The following is a 23,379-nucleotide window of genomic DNA, read 5'->3' as shown; positions in this document are numbered from 1 at the left end:
AATCCGTTGCCGCTGCAAGGTACCGAAACAATGTAAAATCTAAAATCTAAAATCTAAAATCTAAAATCTAAAATTGGCTTAGTCAACCCTACTCAGCCGATCAAGTTGTGCTTCAATCCCTTGCAAAAGCTGGGATTGCTGCCAATTCAAGCTTATATGTGCAGCGATCCCCGCACCTCCAGCGCCCACACCTTCCTTGACAAAACCCTGCTCATAGGCTTGGAGTTGGGGATAACGAGAATCAGCAAAACTTAGCCCAGTAGCCAGTAGGCAAGGGGTATTCCCCTGATTATTTATGCTGCGGGCTAATTCCACCGTAGCACCAGTGGGGTCTTCTGCCACCCAGCGGGTTGTGCCAACGACGACCTCTTCAGGGCGCCAAGATAAAGCGTAATTGTGAGCGATCGCATTGATTAGAGCATAAACCGCCAGCATTTGCGTCCCACCCGCCAGCAAAACACCACAACTGCGACTAGCAGCGATCGCCATTCCTGCTACCACCACTTGCATCGGATCACCCACCCCAGCTACCAAATGCAGGGGATCAATCGGATTTTGCATTGGGGATAGAAAATCTTTCCCTTCCTCACCCCCTCCGCCCCTCAACTTCTCTAGTCCAGCCTGTACCACCGCCCACTTTTGTTCGTGGTTACAAACAGGATGGCTACTGTTAACTTTTCCTACAGCTTCGATACCTAAGCCTGTTAAAATTGCCAAGGCTGTGGTGGTTCCTCCCACAACACACTCACCTAAAATCACATAGCCCTGTGGAATATTAGCAGCCAGCTGAGAACCCCAAACCAGTCCTTGTTCTAGCAAGTGGTGTACTGTCGCTAATTCCATCGCCGCGCCTAGACTTAAACACCTAGCAGGAGTCCCACCCAAATCAATTGTGGGCACAGCACAGGGGTAAGGTAATCCAGCATTAAATAAATAAACTGGCATTTTCAGCGCCTCAACTACAGCGCGGGAAATCACCACTGGTGAGGCCCCCGCCGCCAGTGGTGGTAGGGGATATACGGGCTTGTGTTCTGCCCCGTAGTATAAAAACTCGGCATCAGCACAAGCAGTAAATTTTCGATCCTCTGGAGTGCGTCCAGCCGCTGAAATTCCTGGGATCAAACCAGTTTCAGTAAATCCTAAAACACAAGCAAATATTGGTAAACGACCGCGATACTTAGCTATCCAGGCTTTACCCTGTGCAATTTGCGTATAAATGCGAATTAAGTCAGTTGTCATTAGTCAGTTGTCAGTTGTCAGTTGTCAATTATCATTAGTCAGTTGTCCAGTTACTAATGACCAATGACCAATGACTACGCTTCATAATCCATTAAAACTTGCACCCAGTGAGGGGGGCGAGAGATGGGATTTCCCAGACGATCTAACAGTAGCCATGCTGCTAGGTGTACGACAAACAGGTAGATAAAGTTGTTGAATACAATCAAAGCGATCGCCCCTAATTGAATCAAAAACACACTGGGACTAGTCAATAATCCCAGCATCAGAAATATCCATTCTGTGATATCTGTTACATAGTTAATCATATAAATCCATAGGTCTTCACCCGATAACACCGAGAGCAACCACACCCGAAAAAATGCCCCCAAAGTCCCCAACAACGTCCCCAAGGTGATAGACACAATCCAGCCTACACGACGATACCATGTCGCCCCCAACAGCACGCCCATGAAAGCGAAGGGCATAACAAACAGCAGACTACGGACAGGTCCCATCAGTACCGCTAATAGTAGCCCAGAGGTGACAGCTGCCATCCAGGCGGCTCGTTTGCCCCAACGCAGGTAAACTAGAGCGATGGGTACGGGAAAAAATATCCGCAAAACCGGCCCCAAAGGAAAGTAAAAGTTAATAAACCAGAGCAAGCTAGCAGTACTGGCTAAAAACGCCGTTTCTACCATCCGCAGGGGTGCATCAACTTTTAGTTGGGGTCGCGCTAACTTCTGTTGTCTATCTACCCATTGATTTTGGGCTATTTGCGATTCAGGGGATGGTTCTTGCTCAGGCTCGTCTGGTAGAGAATTTGAAATGCTCATATTTCACTGAACTCCAAATCAGGACTTACATAACTGGCACATATATTTTCTCTATTGGATATTTTTTTATTTGCAAGTCCCTTGTTAGACGATCATTTTTTCTAGGGCTGACAAATCGGGAATACAAATAATGTCCTGATCCCTTCTAATCAACCCTTTTTTTTCTAGCCTGGTCAAGACTCGTGTAACTGTTTCCCGCGCCAATCCACTCAAGCTACTCAATTCCCGATGAGGTAAATTGGGAATTTCTGTGCCTGTCTGCGCTTTTTTTCCCTGTCCTTCTGCTAAAAACAGTAAAGTATCTGCTACCCGCGACTGACTATCAGATTCCCGCAACCGTAGTCGGCGATTCACTTGGCGCAAGCGTCGTGCCATTAATTGTGACAATCGCATACCAGCCATTGGTTCTGTTTGAAGTAACTTCACAAAATCCTGAGATGGCATACTGCCAATTACAGTGGGGGTTAGAGTAATTACATCAGTAGAGCGAGGTACTTCATCTAGCGCCGCCATTTCCCCAAACAATTCCCCCTTACCAATAATATTCAGCGTTACTTCTTTTCCTTCTAAATTGTATGTACGAATTTTCACCCAACCGTCTACAATAAAATACACAGAACCACCCCAGTCATTTTCCAACAGAATCACTTGGTTGGCTGGGTGAGTGCGAGTTACAAGATGGCTGAGAGCTAGTTCCACAACAATTTCTGGCAAACCTTGAAAAAAGGGAGCAGTGAGCATCCAGGGATGGGCGGGTGGCTGTGGACTATATCGGTCTTCCATTACAACATGTTTTTTCAAGCAGCTGGATTAAAAACAAATACGAGCGCCATCATTATAAGCCTAAGCTATTAAATTAGCTCTTTAAATAGAACAGCGCATTTAACTAACTGGTCTTTCTCGACGAAACGGTCTGCGATCGCGTCTTTGGGGTTGGAAAATGTTTTTTAACCATAAAGACACAAACAGCGTGAAGAAAAACTTTTTTTTTATGTCTACACCTTGAAAGATTTGGTTTAACCTAAATAACAGTTTGGCATAAAACACCATCTTACTGCTATCTCAACTTTAGACATTCTTGGACATATTTCCTGTAGTTGAGATTTCCTAGACTGAATTAGGCGTATGAGTTCCATTAGTTGACACTTCCCTGCCTAAAGGCTAGGGGATTCTACATTCACAGACTCGCCGTTAAACAGCAGGCTTGCGCCAAGGGTTTTCAACGTGCATTTTTATAAAAATTAGTGTCACCTCACCAGTTAGTTTGTGGTTGGACAGTATAACGCTAAGATTTAAATCTTCTATGACTACTTTTACGTATTTTTCTCTATATTAATTATGTAGTTGCCTTATGAGTGACATCCAGCCTAATATCCGACCCAATTTGATGTGTCTTAGCTATACCCAATCTTTATTCTAAATAAGAGCGATAAACTTGTTGGGTCTTGGTTTAGAATTACCATCTATGATGTAGAGTTGTCAATATTTTCCGTAGAGAATATAACACCCGCTGATGTGGCAAATTTATCTTTACCATACATTTTTTCTACCATGAATATATAATATTGTCAATACTTGTCCACAAAATAGCTAATTGAGGATCAGGTTACTGAAAATTTTCAGCTAGGCTGCCGGATTTTTTTCTATGTTTTATGCTAATAAAATTGACATGCTACAACAGAGGTTGTTTGTCAAGAGGGTACAAGACCTGAGAGATCTTAGTATTGGGTGACGATAATCACATGTTATAGCTTCCGTACTAATTGTAAAGTAATTTTCATACCAGTTAACGTACATTTCTCGCTAAGGTATTTTAAAGTGACTTCCCGCGCAGATGAAATTCAAAGACTGATCGCAGACATTGATCACTTACTGGCTAATAGTAGCAAGCGCCGGTCTAGGCTGTTGTCTGGTCAGGGGACTGAAGAAGGCCATGAGGTTTTAGAGAGAATTCGCGATTTCCTTGTCGGTCTAGGAGAAAATGAGCCTGTAGAGAAGGAAGCCGCAAATAAGCCACAGGCACAGCCACTGCGATCGCCGTTGTTGGCAAAATTTGTTGATCAGGCAAATATTCAGTCTTCAATACAGCAAAAGCAACCCGATCAAGAACACAATCCTGTAGTTCTGCCTCAACAATTAAACAGTGAATTTGCGACACTGCTTATGCCCTTGCAAGCAGAATTATCAACGCTGCTGCAAGAAAGGGCAACTCTTGTACAGGAAATCAGACAGTTAGAGCAAAGGCGATTGCACAACTACTCCTTAAGCCAGCAGTTGGCAAATCAAGAGCAGATCATCTCTGAATTTTTACAGGTGCTAATGAGTCGCCTAGTGCCAAATTTAACTCCTCATGTATCACAGAATTTGCCTTCCTCCCCTAGTTCCTTAACAACAAGTAATCAGACCAACCTAGAACCAATCAGTTCCACGACAGCACCTTTTATAGAATCATCAGATTCGACGGAGCGGTTAACACGGTTAGCGACAGACTTGGATCAACGTTTATTGTCACTAGATGGGACTGTAAATGTGGTATTTGAGGCACTACAGCGCAACATTCATACCTATCAGGAGTCCCTATCCCAAGCACTCGCAAGAATGTACAGTCAGGGAGTGCAAGGCGAACAGTTGATGGCCAGCTTTGTGCAAAATTTGACGCAGTATTTGCAGCCACCATCCCTGAGTTCCGAACCATCTTGGCAAGGGGGAGAAAAAAATGTCACACTACCACCATCGCCAACATTGGTCAGCAGTGCGGATACTCGCGAATCAGCGGTACAGCCTCTGACGCCATCTTTAGCGATAATTAATCTAGAGCCACCAGTGGCTAGCACCACACAGGAACTAGATGCAGTGGTTTTACCACACACTACCAGTACTCCTGTCACCCCAACCGAACTACCGCAAAATAGTTTTGAATTAGATGAAGTAGACCAACTTTACGCTAGCTTGTTTGGTACTGACAATGTGATTGATTCCACTGTGGAGGTAGGACAGAATGCTGTCACAAATGAGGTTTTTACCCTCTCTCCATCCGCAGCAGTATTGAATATTGCCGACACTGTAGCAGAATTGCCAACTAATCAAGTCGAAGCAGTGGATTCTCCAGCAGTATTGAATATTGCCGAGACTACAGCAGAATTGCCAACTAATCAAGTCGAAGCAGTGGATTCTCCTGAGATTATGCCCGATCCTTGGATTGAGCAACCAGATGTGGGTCTTGTGCAGCGTAGCAATCTCAACTCACCAACAATACAAGATCCGCCTCTACAACCTACAGATTCATTATCCCAGTCATGGGAGACATTGTTTTTTGATGAAGAGCCAGACCCAGTACCACCGATTAGCTTATCTAATTTGCCACCCCCAGAAGTTCTACCCACGGACAGGTTCCTCAATCAGCCAACGGAGGCGGAAACAATTACAGCACTGACAGACCTATTCCCTGATGTCGGTAGTGACCCGCAACCGGGGGCTATTTCATCTCCCACAGCAGCAACTCCCGCATCAAGATCAGAAGTACTGATTCAAGATGAGGAGGCGGATAGAACTGATCACTATATTCCCGCTTCTGCCAATGAAAATCTACTCTCGCAAACAGAAAATCAGGTGACTACCATACCTGATATTTCTTTAGATGCAGTGCAGTTACAGCAATTGGATCGGGATTTGGCGAATTTTGATGGGTCGCTAAATTCCCCATTACCGCCGATAACGAACTGGGATCGGACTCAGGCTCAGGTTTCTGCTGCGGAACTGTTGACAGAAAATCAACCCTCAGCTTTCGTTTCCACTTCTTTGTCGCCAGTGGAACAAATAACTGAAGAAAAGACAATAGCCACAGATTCTAACCAGCAAAGTTCTTTACTTGACAACAAGCTAAATAATACAGAAGTTTCTGCACCGACTATTCTCGATGCGGTCTGGTATTTAGGAATTGATTTGGGGACAACGGGAATTTCTGCGGTATTGTTAAATCGCTCCACTTTTGTGGTATATCCTATTTATTGGTTAGCACAAAACCAATCAGGAGCTACTTCCTTTCAGCAATCGTTCCGTTTACCAGCAGAGGTTTATCTGCCTACGGCTTCTGTGCCTCATGGCGAACAAATAATTGAGCAAACAGCGCCTATAGATGTTGCTCAGGAAAAAGTTTCTGCACCATCTTCCTCGGCGACAGAGTTAACATCTAATCTTTATTCAGCACAGTTGAAACCCTATTTACAAGTAGCCATCCCCTACAAAAGTACACGCCAAAAATGGGAACCTGTGCTGCAATTTAATGAATTTTCTGCCGGACCGTTAATTTGGGTTGTGCGATCGCTCTCTAAACTGCTGTTGACCCTGAAATCTGATCGTGATAGCACCACTCAAGGTTTAACCGCTGCGGCTGTGGGAATTGCAGAACCAGCTTTTGGTCCGATTATCAATAATATTACAGGTGTGATCTGCACCTGTCCAGCCAACTCGTCAGAACAATATCGCTTTAATGTCCGCGAAGCAATACTTACTAGCAAACTCATTCAGCATCCACAGCAAGTATTTTTTGTTGAGGAGGCGATCGCTAGTTTACTTAGTGTCCTTGATGGTGCTAACAATGAAGCAGTACAATTGAGCGATCGCGACGGTTTGCGTCCTGTAAACACCAGCGAACACCCTTTCGTAGGCAATACCCTCGCCCTGAATATTGGCGCTACCGCCAGCGAAATGGCCTTAGTTGATTTGCCACAGAATCAGGTGCAATTGGCACACAATGATTTCATGCTCCACAGTTTTGCCTATGCTGGTAAGGGCATTGAGCAAGATATTATCTGCCAGCTGCTGTTACCACCAAAATCTCGGCAATCACGTTTTGAACTTCAGGATGATGACAAAACTATTACCACTAACCAGACTGCGCCAGAAGCTACGGGAAGGTATTGGCAACCGAGTATACCCGGTTTAGACCGAATGCGTTGGCATAGTTTGGGATTGGAGGAATTAGAACTACCGCGAGTCGGTGAACCGGATATAACGGCTCGGATTCGCCTCCAGCAGCGTCTAGAAAGCTCCTTGCTGGGACAAGCAGTGCTGGATGCAGCTCTGGCTCTGAAGCTAATTCTACAACACCAAGATTCGTTTACACTGGATTTGGCTGATCAGCGATGGGTTCTGCAGCGGCGAGACTTAGAAAGTCAGGTGTTAGTCCCCTTTGTCCGGCGTCTGAACCGCGAACTTAATAAATTGTTGGTAGCCCGTGGTATACCCACAGAAGCAATTAATCAAGCTATCTTGACTGGTGGGATGGCTGCTATCCCCACAGTGAACCGTTGGTTACGCCAAAAACTCCCCAATGCCAAGATTATTCAAGATTTATATATCGGTGATCACGGCGCTCCTAATTGTAGTCGGGTAGCCTATGGACTAGGAATGCTACCTCTACATCCCCAAGTTTTAGAGGTATCTAGGCAACAGTATACTGACTATTTCCTATTTACAGAATTACTGCGGCTTTTACCAGAGCGAACCCTATCTTTTGGTGAAATTATCCAGTTATTTGAGGGTCGGGGCATCAACACCCGTACTTGTCAGCAACGTCTCATGGCTTTCTTGGAAGGTGAGTTACCTTCAGGTTTAATACCTAATCATTTAGACGCCACAAGGCTTACCCAAAGCTCACGTGAAAATACTGACTACAAGGCGATCGCTTCCGCACCACTTTTTGAAAAACAAGGAAGTCTCACTTATCGTCCCAACTCCCAACAGCTTTTGTATTTGCGTCGCTATCTAGATGCTATCAAAGCTAGTACTCAGCAATCTCTGGAGGAACCATATATGATTAACTTGGCATTAGGAACTTCCAAATAAAAAATTCCACCCACAAGGGCATGGGGCATCAACGAAGAGGCAGGGGGAAGGGGGCTCTTAGCAGAGGGAAATGACCCCTTCCAAGAGCCGTGGAGCGGAGCGGAACATGGGTCTGAGTCCCCCACTTCTGTTAAGTGGTTCTCGTACCCTGCGGGATTGGGCGCAACAGTTGGGGTCGAATCCCTTTCTGTTCCTTCTCCCCTGCTAAGAGATCCCTGCTCCCTTGCCTCTTGTTCAACCATTGGGTTAGGTGATGTTAGACTGGCTATGCCAACAATTGCTGTTTGACTCCAGAATCTCCACCCTAAAAGGGCGGAGAGTATGTCAATGACATGATATTAGGAGTAACCGAGCTTAAGATAGGTAACATTACGGACAAAAGCCTCTGGTAATACCGTGATACATAGGATACATTCCTCGAAAATACCTGTAACTCATCTAGTTTCAGAAAGTTACAGGTATAATTATCTCTCATCAGAGATTAAGTAAATCCCCAATAACATGGTTTTTTTTCATTCCCAGAAAGGATACTAGAAATTTATATTACACGCTTAAATGCAAAGATTTTGTAAAGTTTGCTCTAAGTGTTTTTCTTATTGATAAAAATTATCTATATTAATATTCGTTACTTCATCAGTAAAAACACTAAATTACTGATAAAAAACGCAGTAATAACAACATCCGTCTTATGTATATGTCTACTTTTACTACTGATGCCAAAGGTCGTGTTGTAGATAATCTAGCGTTGTTGAGTTATCTTGGTTCAGTTGAATTTTCACAACAACCCATACACCCTTCAACCTTAAGTAGAACAAAACGATTCATTGATATTCTCGGAGCGATTGTGGGACTGATGATTACAGGTTGGATAGCAATATTTGTAGCGATTGCTACTTTTTTTGTTGATCCAGGCCCAATATTTTATTCCCAAATTCGCTGCGGTTTACACGGACGACCCTTCCGGATCTGGAAGTTCCGTTCGATGATTGTTGATGCTGATAAACGCAAACATCTGGTGAAAAACCAAGCTCAAGGTCACATTTTTAAATCAGTTGATGATCCCCGCATTACTAGTTTGGGTAAGTTCTTGCGGCGCACTAGTTTGGACGAATTACCTCAATTTTGGAATGTCCTGTTGGGCGATATGAGTTTAGTGGGCACCAGGCCGCCCACTCCTGACGAAGTGATATACTACGAGCCACACCATTGGCAAAGATTGCAAGTCAAGCCAGGTATTACTGGAGAATGGCAGGCTAATGGTCGGTCTAGCATCAAAGACTTTGAAACTATAGTTCGTATGGATATTAACTACCAGCGCAAGTGGTCTATCGCTTACGACTTCAGTCTGATTATCAAAACTATCTGGGTTGTGTTTAACAAAAGCGGTGCTTATTAAGTGAAGAGTCAAGAGTCAAGAGTCAGGAGTCAAAAGTCAAAAGTCAAAGGTCAAAAGTCAAAAGTCAAAGCTCAAGAGTCAAAAGTCAAAAGTCCACAGTTAAAACAGAGCCAGTCGAGCGCCTAGGGTCTGCACTATTCCTGTGGACGGTTTTTGGTGCGATTGTCAATAAATAAATGTCGGTGTAAGTCCTGTAGCAAATAGTTGACCAGGAGATTGCACTTTTGACCCTTGATTCTTGACCCTTGACCCTTAACTCTTAACCCTTGACACCACTACCAGTTTCCGTAGGTACAATGTAGCGTTGTAGAAACAGAAATAATAACATAACTGGCGCTATCGAAATTACTGAACCAGCAGCCACTAACCGCCAGTCCAAGGAAAATGTCCCCGCTAGCTTCGCTACTCCCAGGGGAAGAGTATATAAATTTTCATCTTGGATGACAATTAAAGGCCACAGAAAGTCACTCCAAGAACCAATGAAGACGAAAATAGCCAGAGTTACTAGTGCCGGGCTAATTGCTGGTAACATAACATACCACCATAAACCCAACTCTGAGCTACCATCCATCCGGGCTGCTTCTTCTATCTCTTTAGGGACGCCCATAAAAGCTTGTCGCAACAGAAAAATACCAAAGGCAGAAGCTAAACTGGGAAAAATCATTCCTAAATAAGTATTTCTCAAACCCAACTGGACTGTCAAAATATACAGGGGAATCATCACGATCTGAAAGGGAATCATAATTGTCGAAACGATCGCAATAAAAATCCAGTCTCGCCCCACAAAAGAGAGTCGTGCCAAAGGATAAGCAGCTAAAGCACAAAACAGTAGATTCAAACCTACCGTTAAAACTGCAATTAGGGTGCTATTATACATGTACTGTCCAAAGGGTAGTGATTGCCAAACACTAGCGAAATTTTCTAGAGTCGGTTGGCTTGGTAATAATTGCGGCGGCGACTGCAAGATGTTTTCCGTAGGCGATTTTAAGGCGGTACTAATTAACCACAGCAATGGAAACAGCGTCACAAGTGCGATCGCGCCCAAGATGCCATACATTACCAGAATTTGCAGTCGTCTATTTTGGTTTGGTAAATTCATCATCTGCTTAAAGTTACTAATTTTACTTATCGCAACAAGATTAGGACTTACGCGGCGAGGCTATTCGTGAAGATAGGGCATAGGGCATAGGTTAGTTTTTTCTGCCCTATGGCCTATGGCCAACCCAAAACCTTGATTTTTCGGTTTCAAAATTCAAAGATGAAGATTTAATTTTGAAATGCTCCAAAGGGGTTTGTCAATTAGTAATGACTAAACCCCATATCTGCTCCCGAACCGCCAGAAGATTACCTATTTAATTAATCGTACCAGGCGCAAAGGAAACAGAGATCAGAGTTAGAGAGATTTAGGTAATCTTACACTAGCAAGGAAGTAATGCCCAGTTAACAATTACCATTAAGTCTTAAAGGAAACGGAAAATAAACGGATAACGGAAGGGTTGATCTGGATTACCAAAAACGTTAATAATTGCCCAGATTGTTAATCCCCAATGCAATACGTAGCCTATTCCTGCTATTGGCAATAGAACTATTAGTGGTAATATTAACCAACCCGTGAGGAAAAAAATAGCTCCCAGAATTCCACCATAAAACCAGACATTAAAGTGAAAATTGATGGATTCTTTGGCGTTATCTTTGACAACAGGATCATCACTGATGAATAGTACTGCAATAGGTATGCCTACAGATACAACCGTAGTGCTGAAAAAAATGGCTCCATGACTCAGGGCGGATAATAGCTTACGCTTATCGCTGTCGTAGGCGTTATACATTTATGTCTCCCCTTAATTGATGGTTGTTGGCGATATTACGACGCTAACACGTGCTTCGTTGTCTTAAGATTAAAAGACCCACTAGAGTATGAAAACATTAAGTTAAGTTAACTAACAAGCAAACAAATACACTTATGTCAACTGAACTAGAGTCCGATCTTCAGGAAGCAGTTCAACTGCGCCGCAATTTTGCGATTATTTCTCACCCTGACGCTGGTAAAACTACGCTCACAGAAAAGCTCCTATTATACGGAGGTGCAATTCACGAAGCTGGGGCGGTAAAAGCGCGGCGAGCGCAGCGGAAAGCTACTTCTGACTGGATGGCGATGGAACAGCAACGGGGTATTTCTATTACATCTACGGTGTTACAATTTGCCTACCGTAACTGTCAGATAAATTTACTCGACACCCCCGGACACCAAGATTTTAGTGAAGATACCTATCGTACCCTAGCGGCTGCAGATAATGCAGTGATGTTAATTGATGTCGCCAAAGGTCTAGAACCCCAAACGCGAAAACTGTTTGAAGTTTGTAAAATGCGGGGTATCCCGATTTTTACATTTGTGAATAAACTCGACCGTCCCGGAAGAGAACCACTGGATCTTTTGGATGAGATTGAGCAAGAATTGGGATTGCAAACCTATGCAGTCAACTGGCCGATTGGGATGGGCGATCGCTTTAAAGGTGTGTTTGACCGAGACAAACAACAAATACATTTATTTGAACGTAGCGCCCACGGTAGCCGGGAAGCCCGCGACACCATAGTAGACTTGGGTGATGCCAGAATTGAAGAATTACTGGAACAGGAACTTTACCACCAACTGAAAAACGATCTAGAACTATTAGAAGGAGTCGGTCCGGAACTAGATTTGCAGTTGGTACATCAAGGAAAAATGACCCCAGTGTTTTTTGGTAGCGCCATGACCAACTTTGGCGTTGAGTTATTCTTGAAATACTTCCTCGACTACGCTCTCAAACCAGGAAATCATCACAGCAGCGTCGGTGAAGTTCCGCCTACTTACCCAGAGTTTTCTGGGTTCGTTTTCAAACTCCAGGCGAACATGGACCCAAAACACCGCGATCGCGTCGCTTTTATCCGGGTCTGCACTGGTAAGTTTGAAAAAGATATGACGGTGAATCACGCCCGTACAGGTAAAGTCGTCCGTCTGTCTCGTCCGCAAAAACTTTTTGCTCAAGAGAGAGAATCGATTGATGTGGCTTATCCTGGCGATGTGATTGGTTTGAACAATCCCGGCGTGTTTGCGATCGGCGATACCATTTACACGGGACAAAAACTGGAATATGAAGGAATTCCCTATTTCTCCCCAGAACTGTTTGCGACTCTCAGAAACCCTAACCCATCTAAATTCAAGCAATTTCAAAAAGGAATTTCGGAATTGCGCGAAGAAGGTGCTGTACAAATTATGTACTCAACCGATGAAGCCAAGCGCGATCCAATTCTGGCTGCTGTGGGTCAACTGCAATTTGAAGTGGTGCAGTTTCGCTTACAAAATGAGTATGGCGTGGAAACCCTGCTAGAATCGTTGCCCTATAGCGTCGCTCGTTGGGTAGAAGGTGGTTGGGAAGCTTTGAACAAGGTGGGACGTATATTCAACACCACTTCAGTCAAAGACAGCATGGGACGCCCAGTGTTGCTATTCCGTAATGAATGGAATTGTCAACAGTTACAGGGAGACCATCCAGAATTAAAGTTAAGCGCTACCGCGCCAGTATTTTCTAGTCAACAACCAGTTGACGGTTGACATTGGTCATTGGTCATTGGTCATTGGTCATTGGTCATTGGTCATTGGTCATTTGTCATTTGTCATTTGTCATTTGTCATTGGTCATTTGTCATTTGTCATTGGTCATTGGTCATGGGTCATGGGTCATGGGTCATGGGTCATTACTCATTACTCATTACTCATTACTCATTACTCATTACTCATTACTCATTACTCATTACTCATTACTCATTGACATTTGACATTTGACATTTGACATTTGGTCATTTGTCATTGGTCAACCGTCAAACGTTATCAGTCATCAGTTAAAACAGTGGTTGAATCTGTATGCCTTCACATGCCAAAATGTCTTTGGAGGCTGGTTTAGTTGCTCTCAAGCAGGGAAATTATCAAACAGCGATCGCTCATCTCGAACCTGTTGCTAGCAGTCAGGGTAATAGTAACGCTACTTTGCAGGCACAGGTTGGTTTAGTGATGGCTTATGCTCGCAGTGGCGAAGCTCCCAAGGCGATCGCCCTGTGTCAAAATCTGATTGAGAGTCACAATCCGCAAGTGCAAGAGTGGGCACAACGCGCTCTTGAACACTTGACCAAACGCCAAAAACATCATAATACAGCATCAAAATCCGAAAATTTGGCAACTGGATTTGTCCCTTTTGATGATGCACAAAAAAAACCTGTGCCAGTTACTGCTGCATCACCACAGTTGTCACAAGATACCATAGTTACACCCGCAAGTCCTGCTACGGTATCTCATGGTGTCAAAAATAAAACTGAACCAGCTACAACCCCCGTGAGTTCCTCTGCTCTGCCAACAGCCATCTGGCAAAATTTCCGAGATTCAGCACCTACTATTTCTGGTAGTGGCTTGATAGTATCATTAAGTCATCCGCAACCTAAAGCACAGAGCATTTATTGGCGACATGCAGCCAGGGCTAAGGTATGGCAACCGTTGCAAAAGTTTAAGTTACTACCCTTGCGGTTGCTGACTGCTGGAACCTTTATCGCCCTGTTTTGGGTGATCCGAGAAATGGTCAAGTTCGCCTTGGGATTAATTAACCAGACTTTAATCACATTACCATATCTGGAGCCATTACAACTTTTATACCGCGATCCGAGCCAATTTTTGTTACTAATATTAGTCATCGGACTGGCCTTGTCACCCTGGTTACTCGACTGGCTATTGACAAACTTTTATGGTCAACGAGAATTGCCCAAAGAAATCTTAAATGGCTACAGTCGCGAAACCGTGCGGATGCTACAACGTTGTTGTCAACAGCGAGGCTGGCCATTACCCAAACTCCGAATTTTGCCCATCGCTGCACCAGTGGCTTTGACCTATGGTAATTTAGCCCGCAATGCGCGAATTGTCGTCAGTCAGGGGCTATTAGAGCAACTGGCGGATGATGAAATTGCCATAATTTATGCTACCCAGGTAGGGCATATTGTCCACAGAGATTTTGTGGTGATGTCTCTGTTGCTGTTGCTGACACTACCCGTATACAGGCTATATCAGCAAGTGTCGGAGTGGGGGAATCGCAACTCACAAGGAATTTGGCGAATGCCGTTCACAATTTGGGCTATTATTGTTTATGGAGTTTGGTGTTTGCTGAGTGGACCTGGTTTGTGGTTGTCGAGGTTGCGCGTTTACTATAGCGATCGCACCGCAGCCGAAATAACTGGTAATCCCAATGCTCTGACCAGGGCTTTACTCAAAATTGCCATTGGGATTGCTGGTGATATTACCAAACAAGAACACACCAGTTGGCAGTTGGAAAGCTTGAACCTCCTGGCACCTGTAAGTTATCAACAGAGTATCTCTTTGGGTAGTATTGCCGGACATATATCCTTTGAATCGTTCTTGATGTGGGATAATTTCAATCCCTATCGCCGATGGTTTACAATCAACAACAGCCATCCTTTAATCGGCGATCGCATCCAACGTCTGTGCAAAATTGCCCGTCACTGGCATTTAGAACCCGAACTACATCTGACGAATGAACAATCTTTAAAGGGTAAACATCAGTCCTTCTTGTTACAAATGGCTCCCTTTTTAGGTATTCCCCTGGGTTTGGTGTTTGCCGGTCTGATCTGGTTAACTTGGCAAATTGCCTTTGCACTCAAGTTGTTGAACCTAAAATGGATCTACCAAGATTGGTCTTTCGTTACAGGTTGTCTGCTAATTGGTTTGAGCATCGGGATGATCATCCGCATGAATGCTTTATTTCCTGATATCAAACCTGCTACTGTACAAACAGACGATCGCCTACCCAATTTGTTAGCCAACCCATCGGCCATCCCCATAGACAGCATCAATGTGCGTTTTGTTGGTAAACTATTAGGCCGTCAGGGTACTAGCAACTGCCTAGGACAAGACTTAATCCTACAATCCCACATCGGATTAGTGAAATTGCACCACATTCCCGGACTTACACCATCAATCAATCCCCAAGACTGGATAGGTCGCCACATTACCGTCACAGGTTGGTTTCGACGCGGCGCAACCCCCTGGATTGATATCCAAACTTTGCAAACGCAAAATGGTAATACCATTCATAGCGCTCTTCCCATCTGGTCTACCATTTTAGCAGTTGCAGCACAGGCTTGGGGCGCTTACATTTTTCTCACAGGCTAGGTTGGGGATTGGGGTTTGGGGATTGGGGTTTGGGGTTTGGGGTTTGGGTATTGGGTATTGGGGTTTGGCGATTGGGTATTGGGGTGATGACAAATGACCAATGACAAATGACCAATGACCAATGACAAATGACCAATGACCAATGACCAATAACCAATGACAAGGGTCAAACGTAAACAAACATTGCAGATTATTTCGTCTAGTGTTACATTTATTTACACAAACTTTAGCACCGGATATAACTCAGCATCTTAGCTTAGTTAACTTTTTCGGCTGCTTACGCCAACCTATCCTTTTTCTCCTGCCAACACAGCAGCAATTTAACCAGCCACTGGCTGGTTTTTGTTTCCAATATTTGGTGTTGAGAAAAAAAAGTGTTTTATGCTACTATTCAGTCATACTCTTGTCGGAAATGTATGCCCTGAACTAGCTACGTAGAAGATACCGTGATAATGTAAGAAATGGTATTTTATTCTGCACACCAAGGCATAGAAGAAAACATTTACTGTAGTATGCAGTAGGCTATTAAATTTACAATTCTTAGAATTAAGGTGGTATTAACTGAGCGTTTTGTACGCTTTTGGATTAAACAAGCTTGATCCCGACGAAAAACTGTATTGTATAGGTTGACAGTTTGGAGTTAAAAAATTGGTTTATGGCAGTCTTAGTCAATAGCATCTATTTAAAAGCCAAAGCCAAGTAATGTTTTCTGTCCTTGCCATGTTCATTCAACTCTGGAGGTATAGTTCATGTCCATTCGCCTATACATAGGTAATTTGCCCAAAGAAGAAATAGATCGTCAAGAACTGCAAGCAGTTTTTGCTGCAGAAGGTGATGCTGTCACCACTAAACTAATTAAAGACCGAAAAACAGGCAAATGTCGTGGTTTCGGCTTTCTGACGGTCAACAATGATGAACAAGCAGATGAAATTATTGAAAAGTATAATGGTCTGCTGTTCAAAGAGACGCCCATCAAGTTAGAAAAGGCATTACCTCGCACTAAGGGTGAGGAAAGCGAAGAGCCAACGCCTAAGCCTATCCAACATGTTAGTAGCAATCCGGCTCCTAACATCAATAAAGAAGGTAGTCGTCGTGACAAGGGCGCTAAGAAGTCCCGACGTGGTGGTGGTGGTGGTGGTGGACGGGAAACTACCACTACCTCTGACTCAGATGCTATTCGTCCAGATCCCCGTTGGGCTTCTGAATTAGAAAAGCTTAAGCAGATGCTAGCAGCACAAACCACTAATTAAGCTCTGATGGCGAAACATTAAAAATTAAAAATCAGAAATATTTTTTGATTTTTAATTTTTAATTTTTCAGTATTGTCTAGCTGTTCACAGCGCATTACGCCAGACTAAACGTTTCTGTAGGGTAGTAATCGCAAAGGCTGATTTTTCGTCAACAGTGCGTAAGTTCTACGAATGCAGATTAGACTGAAAAAAAAATAATACATATACTGTTATATATCTTAAAGAGTTATCGTAGCTTCACCCCGGAGAGGACTCGGAAGCCTACACCACATTGCTTGCAATTGGTGTAGGAGTGTCACTAAAACCTATATCCCCTCTGTCGGTTAAACCAGGTTAAACCATCTGAATATTTGACAATGTAAACTATTACTCCTCACCGCAAAATTTCAAATATGCTCAAGCTGTATCATATGTAACAGAACAATATTTAACAAAAAAATAGTATAAAGAGACACATCATAATTTGATTGATAATTAATACTATAAATTTTGGATTTTGCAGATTTATTTTTGAGATTGAATTATAGGTGTTTAATCCTTAATTATTAGAGAATTTATCAGGGGATAATCTAAGTAAAAGTAATTAAAAGAAATAAGCTAAAAATCACTATTATACTACTGTTTTTTAGCTAAAAAATTGATATTAACAGCTATTTTTGGGATTTGAGATGTATAGAAAAATTCCTTAAATAGGGGTTTGTCTATCAAAAGCATTAGTTAGATATAAATATAGCAATTTAAGTATAAAAAAATTAAATATAAATACGTAGTAAAACAGGCTATTTCTGGTAGCAGATGTATAACAATCCTTGGCGGATTAAATTAAAATAAAGATTACACAAAGTTCCTAAAAGATTCAAGTAAAAGTGCTATAGGCAAACTTGGAGCCGCCTGAAACTTTGTATCAATCAGCAACACACAAACTATGAACTCTACCACTGAAAAACGCATTGCTTTGATTTCTGTCCACGGAGATCCCGCGATTGAAATTGGCAAAGAAGAAGCCGGAGGACAAAATGTTTATGTCCGTCAAGTGGGTGAAGCACTAGCCTCTCTAGGATGGCAAGTGGATATGTTTAGTCGGAGAGTGAGCGCTGACCAAGAAACGATTGTACAACATAACTCACGATGTAGAACAATTCGTTTAACAGCAGGTCCAGTGGACTTTGTACCACGGGACAATGGGTTTAAATATCTGCCAGAATTTGTGGAACAGTTACTGAAATTCCAAAGAGAAAATGGCATCACATATCAGTTGGTTCATACCAACTACTGGCTCTCTAGCTGGGTCGGGATGCAGTTAAAGGCAATCCAAGGTAGCAAGCATGTTCATACATACCACTCTTTAGGAGCAGTCAAGTACAATACAATAGAGACGATACCTTTAATAGCCAGTCAACGATTAGAAGTAGAAAAAGAAGTACTAGAGACAGCAGAAAGAATTGTAGCCACAAGTCCGCAAGAAAAGCAACACATGAGGTCGCTAGTTTCCACTAAAGGCAGTATAGATATTATTCCTTGTGGAACAAATATTAGGCACTTTGGTTCTGTGGATCGAGAAACAGCAAGAGATGTGTTGAAAATTGATCCAGAAGCCAAAGTTGTATTATATGTAGGGCGTTTTGATCGGCGCAAAGGGATAGAAACTTTGGTGCGTGCGGTGCGCGAATCAAAGTTACATGATTGTCATAAACTGCACTTAATTATTGGTGGTGGTAGTACCCCAGGAAACAGTGACGGTAAAGAGCGCGATCGCATCGAGCAAATTGTCACAGAATTAGGTATGAGCGACTTTACCATCTTACCTGGTCAGCTGAGTCAAACCGTTCTGCCAAATTACTACGCTGCTGCTGATGTTTGTGTCGTTCCCAGTCACTACGAACCCTTTGGACTAGTAGCAATTGAAGCAATGGCGAGTGGTACACCCGTAGTAGCAAGTGATGTTGGTGGACTGCAATTTACTGTAGTTTCCGAAAAAACCGGTTTATTGGTGCCACCAAAAGATGTAGCTGCGTTTTCCCATGCTATTGACCGCATTCTCAGTAATCCCCAATGGCGAGATGAATTGGGTAAAGCAGCCAGAAAGCACGTCATCCAGCAATTTAGTTGGGATGGTGTAGCATATCATCTCAATGAACTGTATACCCAACTGTTAGAGGAACCCTTGGCGCAACCGTTAGCGCAACCCTTGGAACCAGCAACCAAAGAACCAGCGTTGCTGAGTTAATCAACCTCGCACTAGGGGCGTCAGTCCTTGCGCCCTTGGTGACATAGGATACTGAGTGGCAAAATGGTAGGTATGATCCCTGACAACACGGAAAAATCAGGGTTTTTGGCGTCGTTCCATAATCTTCCGGGGCGCAAAGCCTTGCGCCCCTACCCAATACTGCTCGGTTAAGGAAAATGGTAGGTTGGGTTGAGGCTCTGCGAAACCCAACAAAGCCCCGTCCATGTTGGGTTACTCTTCGAGAAGGCTGCGCCTACGTTCCTCAACCCAACCTACGAATTTTAAGTTTTTTGAGCTTAACCGAGCAGTATTGCGCCCCTACCGACATGGCGAAATGGTAGGTATGACCCCTGACAACACGGGAAAATCAGGGTTTTTGGCGTCGTTCGATAATCTTCCGGGGCGCAAAGCCTTGCGCCCCTACCGACAATTGTCCTGACATAGCCGATAAAATGGGTGTTGTATCAAATCCGGTAGCATCTGAATGATTAAAGAACCGCAGAGGGCGCAGAGTGAGAAAGAGGAATAATTCCGATACAAACGGATTTGATATTACCCCCTATTCGCCCCCTCAAGGCTAATTGTTGTGCAACCAGTTGACTTTACGACCCTGACAGCTACTTGTAGCGAAATCCGCGCTAATTGGCTACCCTCAAGGACAGAACAGGTTTACCAGCGCGATCGCTATACTATTGCAGTGGCGTTACGTACCTTAAAACAGCGGGGTTGGCTAGAGATTTCTTGGCACCCCCAAGCTGCTCGTATTAGTATTGGCGAACCACCACCACGCATACCAGATACTTTCACTTTCAGTCAACAACTCATACACCAGCTTGGCGGTTTAGCGCTGGTGGGAATTGAGGCGATCGCACCGTGGGAACGTGTTGTTGATTTACAATTTGCCCGTCGTCCAGGGGAAAGCCCCCTGTATCATATATATGTGGAAATTATGGGCAAATATAGCAACGTCATTCTCACCGACGCTAGCAATTTAATTATCACCGCAGCCCATCAAGTCAGCCAGCAACAATCTAGTGTCCGACCCATCCAAACCGGACAACCCTATGAAACACCACCCAAACTCACAGGTCCTGTTCCTAATTTGCAAGAATCTCAGGAACGCTGGCAAGAACGGGTAAGCTTAGTACCAGGAAGCATCAAGCGTCAGTTACTCAAAAGTTATAGCGGTTTGAGTGCTGCATTAGTAGAATTAATGGTGCTAGCAGCAAATTTAGCACCAGAAGCCACCACAGATACCCTGAACACTGGCGATTGGGAAAGACTGTTCCAAAAGTGGCAAGAATGGCTGCAAGTCTTGGAATTAGGTAAATTTCACCCAGCTTGGACAGCAGAGGGATACACTGTCATGGGTTGGGGTGGGGTGAAAAATGCGACAAATATCCAAGAATTACTCAACCGCTATTACACCGACGAGCTAAATCAACAGGTATTTTTGCAGTTACGACATCAGCTAAGTCAGAAACTGAATAATATTCTGGTAAAATTACGAAATAAAGGAAAAACCTTTGAAGAACGCTTGCAGCAATCAGATAAAGCGGATGAATATCGCGAAAAAGCTGATTTGTTGATGGCTTACTTGCAAAATTGGGAACCGGGAATGAAAGAAATTACCCTCCCTGACTTTGACACAGGTAAACCAAGAGCGATCGCCCTGCAGCCGGATAAAAATGCTGTACAAAATGCCCAAAGTATGTATAAACAGCATCAAAAATTAAAACGCGCCCGTGCTGCAGTCGAACCCTTACTATTGGAAGTGAATACCGAAATTGCCTATTTAGAACAAGTTGAAGCGGCGATCGCCCAGATTGACAAATACCAAACACCAGAAGATTTGCAAGCCCTCGAAGAAATCCGTGATGAGCTGATTGGACAAAAATATCTCGAAGATCCAGAATACCGCAACCGCAGTGTCAATGAAGCCGCCAGTAGTAATTATCATCGTTCTCGCACCCCCAGCGGCTTTGAATTATTAATCGGTCGCAACAATCGCCAGAATGACCAATTGACATTTCGTGTCGCCGGCGATTATGACCTGTGGTTTCACGCCCAAGAAATTCCCGGAAGCCATGTCCTACTGCGCCTAGAACCGGGTGCTGTTCCCGAAGCATCTGATTTACAATTTGCCGCTAACTTTGCAGCTTACTACAGTCGCGGTCGTCAGAGTGACCAAGTACCAGTAGTTTACACCCAACCAAAGCACGTCTACAAACCCAAAGGAGCCAAACCCGGAATCGCCATTTACAAGCAAGAGCGTATCCTGTGGGGAAAACCGCAGTCAATTAACGGTTGACGGTTGACGGTTGTCATTGGTCATTGGTTATTGGTCATTACTCATTACTCATTACTCATTACTCATTACTCTTTGTCATTTGTCATTTATTGTACAAAAAGCAGTCCTGGAAGCGTAGGACTGAGGGGTCGTTGTGGACTTGGCTCTAGACCCGAATTTTCGGTAAATATCTTGTTTTAGTAAATTTTGCTAAAAAATCTGTGTTGGCTGTTACAATATTAAGAAAAGTTGCCCGTTGCATTTTGGAAGCGCGCAATTTGGATTTTACTCTATTGAGAAGACAACGCGAAAAGACATTTTCCAGACCGGCTGTGGGAGGCTGGTCTTTTTTTTATGGGGGATAGGGCATAGGGCATTGGGCATAGGGCATAGGGCATAGGGCATTGGGGATTGGGGATTGGATTAATTTACTCATTACTCATTACTCATTACTCATTACTCCTTACTATTGGGCATTGGGCATTGGGTATGGGTGACTTTTCTTGCGCTATGCCTAATATACTATGCCCCAATACCCAATCCCCTTGTGGGTGGAGTTTTTTATAGTGAAAAGCCCATCGTTCCCCTCTCCTCAATCCTTAGTCAAAATTTATCAAGACTGGAGACAGGTTTAGATATAATCACGTGAATAACTGTGATGTATCTAAAATTGTGATTGCTGTTTATCCTGGTAGTTTTGACCCTGTTACCTTGGGACACCTTGACATCATTCAACGTGGTTCTCGGCTGTTTAAAACAGTCATTGTCGCCGTATTACGGAATCCTAACAAAACACCGCTGTTTACTGTGCAGCAAAGGCTAGAACAGATTCGTGTAGCTACAGAGCATCTACCAAACGTCGAAGTTGACAGTTTTGATGGTCTAACGGTCAATTATGCCCAAATGCGCCAAGCAGAAGTGCTGATACGGGGCTTAAGAGCAGTTTCCGACTTTGAAATCGAACTACAAATGGCACATACTAATAAAACGCTGTCTACTCAAATAGAAACTGTTTTTCTGGCAACATCAAATGAGTATAGTTTTTTAAGTAGTAGTGTGGTAAAAGAGATTGCAAGGTTTGGTGGCTCTGTCGATCATCTTGTTCCCTCTCACATTGCCCTAGAAATATACCAATGTTACAACCACAACTCTCCTCGAATATCGAACCCAATCTCAACGGAAGTAGTCCCTCCCCTGAAGAATATCCCAATGGAGAGGGAAATTTAGATCTTCAGCAAGAACTCAACCGTCTAGAAGAAATAATTGTCTCTGGTTTGCGGATTCCCCTAACTGGTCGCACCCTTGTAGATGAAGACAAGGTGTTAGAACAGCTTGATTTTATCAGAGTATCTTTGCCAGCGATATTTCAGGAAGCTGCAGTTATTCTCGAACAAAAGGAAGAAATTCTTTTAGAAGCAGAAGAGTATGGACAGCAAGTGGTAGAAGCAGCTCAAGCCAAAAGAGCGCAAATTTTAGCTGAAAGCGATATTATCAGACAGGCAGAGCGAGAAGCCGAACAATTGCGCCGACAAGTGCAACAAGAATGTGAGGGGATGATGCAAGAAACCCTCATAGAAATTGACCGTAAGCGACGTGCTTGTCAGCAAGAATTAGAAGAAATGCGACAAGTGGCGATCGCCCAAGCTCAAGAAATTGAAGATGGCGCTGATGAATACGCTGATAATGTCCTCGAAAATATCGAGCAAGATCTCCAACAGATGTTGCGAATTATCACTAATGGTAGACAAGAATTGCGAGCTGATTTACCACCACAACGTAATTCTTCGCCGCCTAAAAAGAGATAAACTTTTATTTTGCGGCCAGAGTATTTAATTTCTGTTCCCTAAATTTAATCTCAATTGTCATTTGTTATTTATCAGGGTTAAACGTATATTTACCGTTAGTAAAATATAGTATTTCTATTTGATTTTTTACAGCAAATCTTCGTAGGGGCGCAAGGCCTTGCGCCCCTACCCTGTGGTCTATTTACCTGAAAATGGCTGTAAACCATATGTAGGTTGGACAGTATCCACCCTACAATTTTTGCTGTTGTACAAGACGATATTGCTCTACAGCCATTGAACAATTATCTCCGAATTTTTGTGTAAATG

Annotated in this window: 16 protein-coding genes; 10 read left to right on the top strand and 6 right to left on the bottom strand. The window is 43.5% G+C overall.

Annotation, left to right across the window (positions count from 1 at the left end):
* Positions 1-78: 78 nt before the first annotated feature.
* From cobT to HEQ19_00180, 3 genes are all read right to left on the bottom strand, one after another.
* Positions 79-1,239 (bottom strand): nicotinate mononucleotide-dependent phosphoribosyltransferase CobT, encoded by a 1,161-nt coding sequence (gene cobT / locus HEQ19_00190; GenBank protein ID WYL98180.1) that lies wholly within the window; start codon positions 1,237-1,239, stop codon positions 79-81.
* A gap of 74 nt (positions 1,240-1,313) precedes the next feature.
* Positions 1,314-2,051, bottom strand: a complete 738-nt coding sequence (locus HEQ19_00185) for a DUF2232 domain-containing protein (protein WYL98179.1) — start codon at positions 2,049-2,051, stop codon at positions 1,314-1,316.
* Between the two features lie 84 nt (positions 2,052-2,135).
* Positions 2,136-2,834, bottom strand: a complete 699-nt coding sequence (locus HEQ19_00180) for a Crp/Fnr family transcriptional regulator (GenBank protein ID WYL98178.1) — start codon at positions 2,832-2,834, stop codon at positions 2,136-2,138.
* Between the two features lie 1,035 nt (positions 2,835-3,869).
* Between HEQ19_00180 and HEQ19_00175 the strand changes: the two genes are divergently transcribed.
* Positions 3,870-7,898, top strand: coding sequence for a hypothetical protein (locus HEQ19_00175; protein WYL98177.1), 4,029 nt, complete (start codon positions 3,870-3,872; stop codon positions 7,896-7,898).
* Positions 7,899-8,592: 694 nt separating this feature from the next.
* Positions 8,593-9,294: a sugar transferase gene (locus tag HEQ19_00170; GenBank protein WYL98176.1), complete on the top strand. Its 702-nt coding sequence runs from the start codon at positions 8,593-8,595 to the stop codon at positions 9,292-9,294.
* Positions 9,295-9,553: 259 nt separating this feature from the next.
* On the opposite strand, the gene HEQ19_00165 is transcribed toward HEQ19_00170, so the two are convergent.
* Together HEQ19_00165 and HEQ19_00160 are read right to left on the bottom strand one after the other, a co-directional pair.
* A complete protein-coding gene (locus HEQ19_00165; GenBank protein ID WYM03169.1) occupies positions 9,554-10,393 on the bottom strand; it encodes a carbohydrate ABC transporter permease in 840 nt (279 codons plus the stop codon).
* A gap of 361 nt (positions 10,394-10,754) precedes the next feature.
* Positions 10,755-11,123 (bottom strand): DUF4870 domain-containing protein, encoded by a 369-nt coding sequence (locus tag HEQ19_00160; GenBank protein ID WYL98175.1) that lies wholly within the window; start codon positions 11,121-11,123, stop codon positions 10,755-10,757.
* Positions 11,124-11,257: 134 nt separating this feature from the next.
* On the opposite strand from HEQ19_00160, the gene HEQ19_00155 reads away from it, so the two are divergent.
* The 3 genes from HEQ19_00155 to HEQ19_00145 all read left to right on the top strand — a co-directional run bounded on the left by HEQ19_00155 (position 11,258) and on the right by HEQ19_00145 (position 15,501).
* Positions 11,258-12,886 (top strand): peptide chain release factor 3, encoded by a 1,629-nt coding sequence (locus HEQ19_00155; protein ID WYL98174.1) that lies wholly within the window; start codon positions 11,258-11,260, stop codon positions 12,884-12,886.
* On the top strand, positions 12,883-13,116 hold the full coding sequence (locus HEQ19_00150; protein ID WYL98173.1) for a hypothetical protein: 234 nt from the start codon (positions 12,883-12,885) through the stop codon (positions 13,114-13,116). The genes HEQ19_00155 and HEQ19_00150 overlap by 4 nt, the downstream gene beginning before the upstream one ends.
* A 78-nt stretch (positions 13,117-13,194) precedes the next feature.
* Positions 13,195-15,501 carry a zinc metalloprotease HtpX gene (locus HEQ19_00145; protein WYL98172.1) on the top strand — a complete coding sequence of 769 codons (2,307 nt, stop codon included), beginning with the start codon at positions 13,195-13,197 and terminating at the stop codon, positions 15,499-15,501.
* Here HEQ19_00145 and HEQ19_00140 read toward each other — a convergent pair.
* Positions 15,491-15,664 carry a hypothetical protein gene (locus HEQ19_00140; GenBank protein WYL98171.2) on the bottom strand — a complete coding sequence of 58 codons (174 nt, stop codon included), beginning with the start codon at positions 15,662-15,664 and terminating at the stop codon, positions 15,491-15,493. The two genes, HEQ19_00145 and HEQ19_00140, sit on opposite strands and share 11 nt — an antisense overlap.
* Before the next feature lie 586 nt (positions 15,665-16,250).
* Here HEQ19_00140 and HEQ19_00135 point away from each other — a divergent pair.
* From HEQ19_00135 to HEQ19_00115, 5 genes are all read left to right on the top strand, one after another.
* Positions 16,251-16,751, top strand: coding sequence for an RNA-binding protein (locus HEQ19_00135; GenBank protein WYL98170.1), 501 nt, complete (start codon positions 16,251-16,253; stop codon positions 16,749-16,751).
* Positions 16,752-17,676: 925 nt separating this feature from the next.
* The gene (locus HEQ19_00130) at positions 17,677-18,978 is read left to right on the top strand and encodes a glycosyltransferase family 1 protein (protein WYL98169.1); all 1,302 of its coding nucleotides are present in this window, start codon (positions 17,677-17,679) and stop codon (positions 18,976-18,978) included.
* Positions 18,979-19,564: 586 nt separating this feature from the next.
* Positions 19,565-21,289, top strand: coding sequence for an NFACT family protein (locus HEQ19_00125; protein WYL98168.1), 1,725 nt, complete (start codon positions 19,565-19,567; stop codon positions 21,287-21,289).
* A gap of 651 nt (positions 21,290-21,940) precedes the next feature.
* Positions 21,941-22,495, top strand: coding sequence for a pantetheine-phosphate adenylyltransferase (coaD, locus tag HEQ19_00120; protein WYM03168.1), 555 nt, complete (start codon positions 21,941-21,943; stop codon positions 22,493-22,495).
* Positions 22,402-23,073, top strand: a complete 672-nt coding sequence (locus tag HEQ19_00115) for a DivIVA domain-containing protein (GenBank protein WYL98167.1) — start codon at positions 22,402-22,404, stop codon at positions 23,071-23,073. The genes coaD and HEQ19_00115 overlap by 94 nt, the downstream gene beginning before the upstream one ends.
* The last annotated feature ends 306 nt before the right edge of the window (positions 23,074-23,379 follow it).

Origin of the sequence: Gloeotrichia echinulata CP02, from assembly GCA_038087035.1 — a bacterium.
Classification (GTDB): Bacteria; Cyanobacteriota; Cyanobacteriia; order Cyanobacteriales; family Nostocaceae; genus Gloeotrichia; species Gloeotrichia echinulata.
Note: the sequence above shows the minus strand (reverse complement) of the source record. Positions and strands in the feature narration are given on the sequence as shown.

Coding starts and splice junctions, on each gene's coding strand:
- cobT (WYL98180.1), bottom strand. CDS start 1,239: ATGACAACTGACTTAATTCGCATTTATACGCAAATTGCACAGGGTAAA.
- HEQ19_00185 (WYL98179.1), bottom strand. CDS start 2,051: ATGAGCATTTCAAATTCTCTACCAGACGAGCCTGAGCAAGAACCATCC.
- HEQ19_00180 (WYL98178.1), bottom strand. CDS start 2,834: ATGGAAGACCGATATAGTCCACAGCCACCCGCCCATCCCTGGATGCTC.
- HEQ19_00170 (WYL98176.1), top strand. CDS start 8,593: ATGTCTACTTTTACTACTGATGCCAAAGGTCGTGTTGTAGATAATCTA.
- HEQ19_00165 (WYM03169.1), bottom strand. CDS start 10,393: ATGAATTTACCAAACCAAAATAGACGACTGCAAATTCTGGTAATGTAT.
- HEQ19_00160 (WYL98175.1), bottom strand. CDS start 11,123: ATGTATAACGCCTACGACAGCGATAAGCGTAAGCTATTATCCGCCCTG.
- HEQ19_00155 (WYL98174.1), top strand. CDS start 11,258: ATGTCAACTGAACTAGAGTCCGATCTTCAGGAAGCAGTTCAACTGCGC.
- HEQ19_00145 (WYL98172.1), top strand. CDS start 13,195: ATGCCTTCACATGCCAAAATGTCTTTGGAGGCTGGTTTAGTTGCTCTC.
- HEQ19_00135 (WYL98170.1), top strand. CDS start 16,251: ATGTCCATTCGCCTATACATAGGTAATTTGCCCAAAGAAGAAATAGAT.
- HEQ19_00130 (WYL98169.1), top strand. CDS start 17,677: ATGAACTCTACCACTGAAAAACGCATTGCTTTGATTTCTGTCCACGGA.
- HEQ19_00115 (WYL98167.1), top strand. CDS start 22,402: ATGTTACAACCACAACTCTCCTCGAATATCGAACCCAATCTCAACGGA.